Raw genomic sequence first — 10,551 nt, 5'->3', positions numbered from 1 at the left:
TCCGGCGGCATCCTGGTCGCCGGCAACATCCACGGCACGCCGCTGGTCAATTCCGGCCTGCTGCTGATCGGCGCAATCCTTGCCTCGGTCATCGGCACGACGGGCGCCTCGATGATCCTGATCCGGTGGGGAATGTTATGCCTTCGCCATGCTAGCGGCGGGCCGGATCGATCTGGCGGTTGAACCTTCCCTGCAGCCCTACGACATCGTCGCGCTGATCCCGATCATTGAGAAGGCAGGTGGTGTGATCACTCGTCTCGACGGCGGCCGAGCTGAGGAAGGAGGCCCCGTCCTTGCCGCCGCGACGCCGTCGCTGCATCGGTTGGCACTGAATGAACTCGTCCTGAACACCTAAACTGCAAGACATTCAAGCGATTGAACGGGTAGCGTGAAAGTCGGGTTCGTCAAAGCCGAATATAGGGCCGACGAGTAATGCTCTTAGTCGGTTCGCATTTCACATCTGGATCATGTCCGAACCGTCGCCCAGATATTGCAGCACTTCCCTCGGGATGCCTGGGTCGCTCCTGTCAATCACGGTAAGTTCCTTGAGGTGACTGCGTTGGAGCAGGCCCGGCCCCTTGTAGTGCAAGGCGACCTTCGTCGAATAGGGCTGTCGGAAGGCATTGGCGGCAATGCCACTGGCGATGCCGAACATGAAACGCTTCGCATTTCGCTTGACCTGGGCATAGACACCGAAGGTGAGCTCATTGCTCTGGATGCCTTCGAAATCGGCCGTAAACAGCCGGTCCGCAACTGGGAAGCTGAACCCGTAGTACTTGAAGACGTATTCCGTTCTTCCCGGCCGGTCGAAGCTCGGGAACCGCTCGATATAGTAATGCTGGAGAAAATTATTATTTCGATAGAGGCAGAATGCCGATTTTAGAATGAAACCTTTATAGATCGATGAAAACTGATATCGGTCATAGACACCCAGGATCTCCGAATCCTGCACACTACCGTCGAAGACAATATTCGAGAGGAAGTTGACAAACTCCGGCAGATGGCGCGCAGTTGACATCGCATGAAAAAAGTTGCCGTCAATCAGCGTCCTGAACTCCTCGGGGTCGGAGAAGAGGATCGGAACGCTCAATCCGAAGAAGTTAGCGATCGTACGCAGGTTGGCGCTGGACGGCACATGGGCGCCAGAAAGATATTTGTTAAATTGTTGCCGATTGACGTTTAATTTGCGACAAACAGCGGCGACAGACCCGTGGCGATCGCACAAGGTCCTCAAATTTGCCGCGAGCGCGGCGGTATCCCCCGCGATGTGGTTCACCTCGATCGCCTCCCCTATGACGCGAACAGACGCTATCTGTACGTCAGTTTAATGCAGACTTCAACGAGATGCGAAGTTGGCTGCCAGAGGCGAATGCGCCCATACTTGGGGCCAGATCAGGAGCGCCCGGCATGGCAATTCACGGCAAGACTGGGTGGTCAGTTATGGGGACCGGCACCATTGCCACGGAGCAGATGGTCGCGGGCATCAGAGCGCAGGGGCATACTCCGTTGTGGGTGGTCAGCCGCCGAAAGATGGATGCAGCTCATTTCGCTCAGGATCTCGACATTCCGCAATGGACGACCAACCTGTCGGATGCCCTCGGCGATCCTAGGGTCGAGTTCACCTATGTCAGTGCACGTCTGAGGCGGCGGGCCCATTACATCACCGCCGCGGCCAAAGCTCGCAAGAACGTCCTTTGTGACGGACCGATCTCCGAAAACAGCAAAGTGGCCGCTGAGCTTGTGCGTCTGTGCGACAGCGCCGGGATTGTGCTTGCGGTACATCAACCATTCCGTGCGTCGGCCATCCACCAGACGATGCGCAGACTGATCCTGGATGGTGACATCGGGAAGGTGCAATCGATCCTTCTTACCCGCGAAGGACCGTACAAGCCCGCAGCCAAGCGCAGAAAGGACGATCTCGACAACGAGGGCGACATCTATCTCGACATGTCCGTCGACGACATCGACCTTGCCAGGTTCCTGACGGGTGGAGAACCGCGCGAAGTCTCGGCCATTTGCACTGTTGCCGATGGCAGACCCAACCAGATTTCCTATTCCTTCCAACTCGACGATGGCAGTCTGTTTCATGCATTCGAAAGTTTTGCGATCGCCGACCTGGAAAGCACGGTTGTGGTGGCTGGAGATCGCGGCACGCTGATCGCCCACGGTACGCTGAATGGCAAGGCTTCGGGTACGCTCATGCGTCGGCACGCAGCCAAGAACGAGCTCGTGCCGGTTCGCGACGGGGACTCGCATGTTGCTGCAGTCGAGGACTTTGTCAGCGCCGGGGAGCGCAGGCTGACCTGGCTGGCACGGGGGTCAGATAATGTCGCCGCCCTGCGCGCCGCGGAGGCTTTGGCTAAGGCCGCCTCGAAGCGCCGCACCGCCACAGTTCAAGGAGGGCAGCCAACGAGGGGCCTTCAATCTGCACAGGATGCTGCGGGCCAGTGACCCGCACCAGAAAGCGAGGAGCAAGAGCGGCCTAGACGCGCCTGGTGTCACGGGATGGCTTCCCCGAATACCCCATTGCACGGGAGATCTGCCCTGCGATCTCTGCAATTCGCCCTCCAGTCGAGGGGACATCCTCGTCGGTAACACGCGCGATTGGCCCACTGATGCTGATGGCGCCGAGCGGGCGTCCCGATTGATCGAAAACAGGCGCGCCGATGCAGCGACCTCCTATGGCGGACTCCTCGTTGTCGATCGCATAGCCCCGCTCCCGGATAAGTGGGAATTCGGCACGCAATTGGTCCACGGTGGTGAGGGTGTTATGCGTGTAGCGGGGCAGCCCCGGCTGCTTCAGCAGCACGTCCACTTCATGCGGATCAAGCCAGGCGAGAATGGACTTTCCGAGAGAAGTGGCGTGCCATGGATTGACTACGCCCACGGACGCTCCCTGACGCAACGTCTGCATGGCCTCGATACAGTCCACGACAATGACCTCGTGACGCAGCCAAAGGGCGAAGCTGACCGTCTCGTTGAACTGTTCATGCAAGGTTTCCAGATAGGGATGGGCTACCGTTCGAACATCTCTGCGATGCAGTGATTTCTGCCCAAGAATATAAAGCCCAATGCCCAGCACATAGCGATTTCCATTCACCTTTTCGATCAGCCCATGCCCGACGAGACTGGCCACATAACGTGACGTGGTTGGCTGTCCCAGCCCGACCTCGCGCGCGATCATCGACAGCGACATGGGCTGATCAGAGCGCTCAAGAACGCGCAAGACTGCAACCGCCCGATCGACAGCGTCGAAGCGGGCACTTTTTTCCTCGTCGGTGAACAGGTCGTTTGGCAAGATCGTTCCAGCGAATCCCGTAGCAATCGCCCCTTGGTGCTCCAAGTCGAGCCGGTCGTCAATTAAGTCGCGGCGCGGCGTCCAACAACATTCTTGTGTAAGAGTGCTTTGGCGAACGCAGGACGTCATTCGTTCGTCCCGCCTCAACGATGCTCCCATCCTTCATGATTATGATGGATTGTGCAATTTCGGAGACCAGCGGCAAGTTGTGGGTTATGAAAAGCATCGCAAGGCCGTCCTTCTTCAGATCGAGCAGAAGCTCGACCACGGCCGCCTGCACAGACACGTCGAGAGCCGAAGTGATTTCGTCGCACACCAGAAGCTTAGGTTTGACCGCGAGCGCGCGGGCCACGGCCACGCGTTGACGCTCACCTCCCGATAGATCGCCCGGGTAAAGATTGCCAACCCGTTGCGGTAATCGAACCCGGTCAAGAAGCGACCGCACTTCGGCACCGACCCTTGCTTTGTCAGCCAGCCCCGTCAGGCGAACGGCGCGGGCGATGCTTTGCGCGATCGATTCCTTTGGGTTGAGCGAGCGGTCAGGATTTTGGAAGACGATCTGCATGGCGCTCAAATCTGCCTTGGAGCGACTTGAGACGGCGAACGGCATCAAATGCCCCTCGAACAACAAGCCGCCCGAAGCGTTGCTGTGCAAACCGGTCACGCATCGGCCCGTAGTGGTTTTGCCGCTGCCGCTGCCGCCGACAAGGCCGACGCACTCGCCTTTGCCGACCGAGAATGAAACGCCGTGCACGACCTCGACGTGGCCATGAGCCGCGCGCAGGTTCTTCACCTCGAGGACGCTCTGGATTTTGGCACCGTCGGCCTCGGACGCCCCCGCAGGACCATCGGTTACCAGTCGTGGAATAGCGTCGAGCAGCATGCGCGTATAGTCGTCGCTCGGTGCTGCGAAGACCTGCCTGCGGCTCCCCTGCTCGACGATCCTTCCAGAAAGCATGACGGCCACCCTGTCGGCCACGACGTTCACGACCGCAAGGTCATGGGTGACGTAGACCACGCTGGCGCTGCTGGACTTGACCAGCCTCGCTATCAACTCAAGGATCGTTTGCTGGGTGGATACGTCCAGGCCCGTGGTGGGCTCATCCATCACGATGACCTGCGGAGCCGTGACGAAGGCCATGGCAATTGCGATGCGTTGCAGTTGACCGCCGCTGAGCTCGAAGGGATAGCGTCTCAAAAACTTTTCATCGTCTGGGAGATCGACGCTCCGCAACGCGTCACGCATCAGTTGCTTCATGCCGGTGCCCGAATGGCCGTGCGCCGCAAGAAGCTCGGCCATTTGCTTGCCGACTGACATGCGGGGGCTGAAGCTCGTGGTCGGATTCTGTGGAACCAGCGATACTTTGCCGCCCTGGAAGGCACGTTTCCTCCGGCCCGAGAGTGAGAGGATGTCGGTGCCGCCAATCAAAATGTTGCCGGAGGAAATGCGCATTCCCGGCCGCGCAAAGCCTAGCAAACTCAAGGCGACTGACGTCTTTCCAGATCCCGATTCACCGATGATGGCCAGGACTTCACCCCGCTTCACATGAAGGGAGACGTCGCTGACGATTTCGCGGCCGTTGAGGTCATGCATGAAAAGCGATTGCACAACGAGCGGGATTGCTTCGGTCATTTCAAATCTCTTTCGACCGACCGACCGAGCGCGCAAAGCTGTCGGCAAGTACGTTGACGGCAACGGAGAAGGCAGCAATTGCCAGAGCTGGCGCGATTGCGATCCATGGCGAGATCGTGATGCCAATCCGGTTTTCGCTGATTATCAGACCCCAGTCGGCCGCCGGCGGTGGCAGGCCCAGGCCCAGGTAGCTTAGCGAAGCGTAGAGGATGATCGACCCGCAAAGTCGGACCCCGAAGTCGGCCAGGACCGGTGTCAGCACGTTGGGCAGGATGTCAAGGAAGCAGATTGCGGCCCAGCTTTCCCCGCGCGCGAAGGCAGCTTCGACGTACTCGTTCTTTGATATGTCCATCGTGATCAGTCGCACGATACGGAAGATGCGGGGTGAATGCAGGATCACAATCCCTATGATGACTGTGGGCAGGCTTGGCCCGGTCGAGGCGAGAAGGACGAGAAGAAAGATGGCCGGCGGGAGCGCGTAGATCACGTCGGAAATGGCAATCAGAAAAATATCCAGCGGGCCTCGCCGCAGGCCCGAGTAGATGCCAAGCGGCACCGCGACTACATAGGCCGCCACGGTCGCGCAAAGCGCGACGACGAGCACAGTCCTCCCGCCATAGAGAAAGCGACTGAAAGTGTCGCGCCCCAGGAAGTCGGTTCCGAGCCAATGCGCGTGGGTTATGGGCGCGAAGGGAGCCCCGACGATTTCATCGAAGGCGTACGGACTGAACAATGGTCCGAACGAGGCGAGGGCAACGATGATGATGACCAGGACCAGAGCGATGCGAGCTGCTGGGCTCGCCAGGGTCAGGCGCAGGACGGAGCGGCGCATACGGTCAATCTCTCCGGCTAGGTCGTGCCGCGCGCCACGCGCAGCCTTGGATTAAGAAGAAGGATCAGCGCTTCGGACACCAGGTTGATAAGCACATAGGTCGCCGTGATGATCAGCGTGATGGCCAGCACTGTCGGCATGTCTCGGTTGATAACCGCTTCCGAGAGCGCGCTGCCGATGCCCGGCAGTTGAAAGACGGACTCGGTGACCACCACTCCGCCGGCCAACCAGGCCGCATTCAACGCGATCGTCTGGATGCTGGGTGTGATGGTGTTGGGAAGAACATGACGTAATAGCACCCGCGCGGGGCTTATGCCCCTCAGCCGTACCATATAGATGTATTCGGCGTTCAACACTTCGAGTGCCACCGCCCGCACCATGCGTACGACCTGGGCCAGCGTTGTGCCGAGCAGGGTCAGGACCGGCAAAATGAAAAGGGTCGATTGAGATGAAAGCGGAAGGCTGTCGTTGATCAGCGAAACCGGCGGCAACCAACGAAGATAAACCGCGAAAAGCACAATCAATACCGTGCCGATTACGAACTCAGGCAGGGCAACGGTCACGATTGTCGGAACTGATATCAGGTGGTCGGCCAATCTGTCTTTGTAGATCGCCGCGGCAACGCCGAGCACGAAGGAGAGCGGTATCAGCAGGAGCAGCGATGTGACCGTCAGTATCAGGGTGTTGACGGCCCTCGGCCCAATCGTCTCCCAGACTGGCCGGCCGGACGGAATTGACCGGCCGAAGTCGCCGGTGAGCGCGCCCCCGATCCAGCTGGCATATTGCACGACGGCCGGCCGATCCATGCCAAACTCGCGCCTGAGCGCCTCCACCGCCGAAGGGTCCGCCTTGGCACCGAGCGCTGCCCGGGCCGGATCTCCCGGCAGATATTGGGTCGCGGCAAAGACGACAATGGAGACGGCAAAAAGAGTGACGACAGCCAGGACTATTCTTGTCAACAGAAGCTGCAGCAAGGGTTTATTCAAGGGGTCTCACCTTCAGAGAAAGGGAGCCGCCGCGGCTTGGCTGGCCACGGCGGCTGCAGTTTACCCGAGATAGACGCTTTCGAACTGATAATAGCCGAGATTTCTCTGGGTGGAGGGAACGATATTCTTGACTTTGGCGCTGGCGGCGTCGAGAAGATCACGGAAGCCCCAGATGATGTAAGCTCCCTCGTTCCACAGGACCTTCTGAGCCTCCACATAATATTCGCGGCGCTTGGGGCCATCGAACGTGGTTCTTGCCTTGCTTACCCACTTGTCGAACTCGTCACTGGTCCAATCCGGTTCGTTCCAGTAGGCACCCCGGGCATAGCCTTGGCCGAACTGGGATTCGAGAGTGTGCTGTCCCCAATCCGAACTGCCCATCTGCGTCTTTTTGAAGTTCGGACCGGAATAGTAGCTGTCGGGCGGCACGACCAGAAGTTCGATATTGACGCCGATCTTCTTGCCCTGGTTGGCGATGAGCGTAGCCGACGCCTGCATGCCTGGAGCGGCATCCGAGGTGTAGAGGGTGATCGCTTGGCTATTGTCAAAGCCCGCCTGCTTGAGCAGCGATTTCGCCTGATCCGGGTCGTAAGCGCGTTGCGGCAATTCGGAGGCGTAGTCTGGATCCGTGATGCAATGCAGGTCGTTGCCAATCCTGCCATATCCCGATAAGGCGTTGTCGAGCAGTTGCTGGCGGTCGATCATGAGCCGGAACGCCTGGCGGACGCGCACGTCCGTAAAGGGCTTCAGGTTCGTCATCATGAATTGGTCGGTCGTGGCACCGCTCTTCGAGCGCAGCAGGGTGAGTGCGGGATTTGCTTCAATCAGGCGCGCAAGACTTCCATCGAGCTGAGCCACGGCATCGACTTGGTTGGCCACCAGCGCATTCATGCGCGCGGTCGGGTCGTTGATCGCGATGAATTCGACGCCATCGACATATGGCTGGCCGGGCGTGCGATAGTTATCGCTGCGTGCCAGCGTCACCCGCTGACCGCGGGACCATGACACAAACTTGAAGGGCCCGGTCCCGATCGGCTTGTCGAAGTCGGTCGTGCCGTCCTTCATGAGGAACATGACCTTGCTGCCCAGCACTTGCGGCAGCAGCGCATAGGGCTGCTTCAATTCGACTTCGACCGTATTGGCGTCGAGCGCGCGTACCCCTTTCGGCTCCATGAGCGGCGCCAGGTTGGGGTAGGCATCGGCCTTGTTGTCGGAATTGAGGATGTACTGGATGGTGTAGACGACGTCCTTGGCCGTGAAAGGCGCGCCGTCATGCCAGACCACACCTTTCTTGAGCTTGATTTTCCAGACGTTGCCCTCGGCGTTGTGAGTGAAGTCATCCGCCAGCTTGTTGTAGAGATTGCCATCCTTATCGAAGTCGGTGAGCCGGTCGAAGATCGACTGGGCGACCGCGAAATCCATATCGCCTGTCGAGATGAAGGGGTTGAGCGACGATTTCGCCCCGGCTGCGCCTAGACCGACGCGGAGCGTCCCTCCCCGCTTCGGTTCATCGGCCAGGGCCGGGCGAAGGCCCGCCCCGGCAAGCATTATACCGGTGCCCAACATCAAGCCTGTCTTCAGCACATCGCGCCGCCTGATAAGCGTCGAACGTGCCTTTGGGCGATTTATGTCCTTGCTCATTCCACATTCCCTCCTGTTTAGATGGTTTTCTTCGGCTTATTCATTCAACCAATGGACGGAGCGCCCGCGCTGGCCACGGCTTAGGCAAGCAGTCCTGCAAGCTTGAGGGCCTTCAGGATCTTTTCCTGATCCTCCTTGGCCAGGTTGCCATTGGGCTTGCGCGGTTCACCAACCCTGCGGCCTTGAGCGTTGATGGCAAACTTGATGCGGGCGGGGAAATTCACGCTCTTGGTCATCTCCCGTGCGAGCGGCGCGATCTTGTCCGTCAGCTTCCGGCCAAGGACGTAGTCGCCCGCCGCGTGGGCGGCGAAGATCTCCCCGTACTGTTTCGGGATGACGGTGTTGATGCCGGAAATCGAGGCCTGCGCCCCAAACAGAAAGCTCGCAATGTTCACGCTGTCCGCGCCAGCGGCAATGGCGACCCGATCGCCGACGGTCTGGACGAGTTCCGTCACCGGCTCCAGCGCCACTTCCTTCACGCAGATGACTTCGGGCAGCTGGGCTACGCGCTGCATGACGGCAGGGGGGTTGAAGAAGTGGTTATAGTAGATGATGGGTAGAGAGGTCGCCGCCCCAACATCCTGGATGAACTTCTCCAGCCCCTCCCCCGATGGGGTATTATAGATTGGCGGCCCAAGCATCAGCGCACAGGCGCCGGCCTGCTTGGCTAGCAGACCACGCTTGATGGCGTCGCGGGTTGTGGTTGTGATTATCCCTGCGATTACGCGCAGCTTGCTGTTGGCCGTGGCTGTTTCCACCAAGAGCTCGAGTTCTTCTGCGGAAAGCTCATCCCCCGAACCTGTGCTTCCGCCGACCACGGCAAGGCGAATGCCGGCGCTTTCCATGAACCGAAGCTCACCCTTGAAGAGCTCCAGGTCGAGATCACCATCAGGTCCAAAGGTCGAGACGAGCGGCGGAATAATCCCCTTGATCTCGTCCTTTTGAAGCACAGTCGCCATTGCCAATCCTTATTTCACTCAGTGAAAGTAACTATTACTGAATGAACATCCCGCGAAGTGCCGAGGTTGTCAAGAGCGTTTCGCGGCGGTGGCTCCGAATGCACAGGATCGGCCACTCGCTCCTGGTTTCGGTCGGCCGGACCCGTTCGCCTGTCAGAACGCATCTCGTTGTGTAGGGTCAAAAGCCGTCTCGGCGACAAGCGCGGCCGGATGCCGATCGTTGTGGCGAAGCCCGCAACTCGTGGCGCGAGTTGGCATCAAGCAGGTGCGCGGCCAAGGCGCCAAGACCTTGCATCTTGGGGTGGCGACCGCGCTTGTACTCGATGCGGGCCAACACCTCAGTCGATCCGTAAAGATCGCTGTTCTTGGGAACTGGAACGGACCATCTCCAAACGCGATGCGTAACATCCGTCACTCGGATCGTGATTTCCGGTGTCCTGCCACGTCGCATCACTGGCGCCTTGGCAGGGAACGCGTAGGCCATGAAGTCGGTCGCCGTTGCGCCAATCGAAATCGCGATGATGAGGGATCAAGCGGGCTGAGCCGCTGTCGTCAACGGCCAATTGCGGTCAGCTATTGTCCGTTGCGCAGATCGCTGATCTTGGCCACAGAAAGCTGGACGTCAGAGAAAACAGCCGTCGTCCCCTCGCCCGTCGGCGATTGAACGCCCAACCCTATGCGCACCGGCCGCCTTTCGACGCCGGGCAGAGTGAACCAGCGCAGGAAATTCCAGTATTTGCCGTCTTCCGAAAAATGGAACGCGATCGTCTCGCCATCGCAATAAGCACGCAGCCACACGTGGGCGCCCGAATGACGAGGACCGTCCGAGTCGTCGGATGTGCCGCGCGTCACCACGCTCACGATGGTCGGCTTACGCGCGGCAGAAAATTCGAAGGCGATCTTTGCCCAATTGTTGTCGTCGCACTCGATGAAGATCGCGCCGGCGTCGTAAGCGGAGGCGAAGTCGACGGAGACCCTGGCAGACAGCGCAAAATGCTGCTCGTCGATCTCGCGCACCAATCGCGTGACATTCGCGGCCCGGCTTTTGCCGCTCGGGGCGAAGAACCAGTCCGTGTTCGCGTTGGCCCGCAGCAGCACCAAGGCGTTCTCGATTGCCGCGGAGCCGTTGTCAGCCCCCTCAACGCGCATGCTGTCGAGCTTCATGTTGTTTCCTTCACTTCAACAAATTCCTCCGAGAGCCG

General features: G+C 59.4%; 9 protein-coding genes and 2 pseudogenes. 3 read left to right on the top strand and 8 right to left on the bottom strand.

What is annotated here, in order from left to right; genetic code table 11:
* Nucleotides 1–126 (top strand): annotated as a pseudogene (locus tag EOA32_RS02745) (sodium:proton antiporter); the annotation flags it as partial.
* A pseudogene (locus EOA32_RS02740) lies at nt 125–355 on the top strand (inositol monophosphatase family protein); the annotation flags it as partial. The pseudogenes EOA32_RS02745 and EOA32_RS02740, both read left to right, overlap by 2 nt.
* Before the next feature lie 99 nt (nt 356–454).
* Here the strand turns inward: EOA32_RS02740 and EOA32_RS02735 are convergent.
* Entirely contained in the window at nt 455–1,276 is an 822-nt protein-coding gene (locus EOA32_RS02735; protein WP_067330581.1) for a helix-turn-helix transcriptional regulator, read from the bottom strand.
* A gap of 131 nt (nt 1,277–1,407) precedes the next feature.
* On the opposite strand from EOA32_RS02735, the gene EOA32_RS02730 reads away from it, so the two are divergent.
* The gene (locus EOA32_RS02730) at nt 1,408–2,451 is read left to right on the top strand and encodes a Gfo/Idh/MocA family oxidoreductase (protein ID WP_095832821.1); all 1,044 of its coding nucleotides are present in this window, start codon (nt 1,408–1,410) and stop codon (nt 2,449–2,451) included.
* Nucleotides 2,452–2,482: 31 nt separating this feature from the next.
* Here the strand turns inward: EOA32_RS02730 and EOA32_RS02725 are convergent, their stop codons facing one another.
* From EOA32_RS02725 to EOA32_RS02695, 7 genes are all read right to left on the bottom strand, one after another.
* Nucleotides 2,483–3,298 (bottom strand): IclR family transcriptional regulator, encoded by an 816-nt coding sequence (locus EOA32_RS02725; RefSeq protein WP_245499130.1) that lies wholly within the window; start codon nt 3,296–3,298, stop codon nt 2,483–2,485.
* Nucleotides 3,299–3,356: 58 nt separating this feature from the next.
* On the bottom strand, nt 3,357–4,931 hold the full coding sequence (locus EOA32_RS02720; protein ID WP_245499129.1) for an ABC transporter ATP-binding protein: 1,575 nt from the start codon (nt 4,929–4,931) through the stop codon (nt 3,357–3,359).
* Between the two features lies 1 nt (nt 4,932).
* Nucleotides 4,933–5,763, bottom strand: a complete 831-nt coding sequence (locus tag EOA32_RS02715) for an ABC transporter permease (RefSeq protein WP_095832819.1) — start codon at nt 5,761–5,763, stop codon at nt 4,933–4,935.
* Between the two features lie 17 nt (nt 5,764–5,780).
* A complete protein-coding gene (locus EOA32_RS02710; RefSeq protein WP_245418846.1) occupies nt 5,781–6,737 on the bottom strand; it encodes an ABC transporter permease in 957 nt (318 codons plus the stop codon).
* 72 nt (nt 6,738–6,809) lie between these two features.
* A complete protein-coding gene (locus EOA32_RS02705; RefSeq protein ID WP_128370789.1) occupies nt 6,810–8,390 on the bottom strand; it encodes an ABC transporter substrate-binding protein in 1,581 nt (526 codons plus the stop codon).
* A gap of 80 nt (nt 8,391–8,470) precedes the next feature.
* A complete protein-coding gene (locus EOA32_RS02700) occupies nt 8,471–9,349 on the bottom strand; it encodes a dihydrodipicolinate synthase family protein (RefSeq protein ID WP_128370788.1) in 879 nt (292 codons plus the stop codon).
* 573 nt (nt 9,350–9,922) lie between these two features.
* A complete protein-coding gene (locus tag EOA32_RS02695; protein ID WP_245418845.1) occupies nt 9,923–10,513 on the bottom strand; it encodes a DUF1349 domain-containing protein in 591 nt (196 codons plus the stop codon).
* Between the last annotated feature and the right edge of the window lie 38 nt (nt 10,514–10,551).

It is taken from the genome of Mesorhizobium sp. M1A.F.Ca.ET.072.01.1.1 (genome assembly GCF_004023325.1).
Lineage (GTDB): Bacteria > Pseudomonadota > Alphaproteobacteria > Rhizobiales > Rhizobiaceae > Mesorhizobium.
Note: the sequence above shows the minus strand (reverse complement) of the source record. Positions and strands in the feature narration are given on the sequence as shown.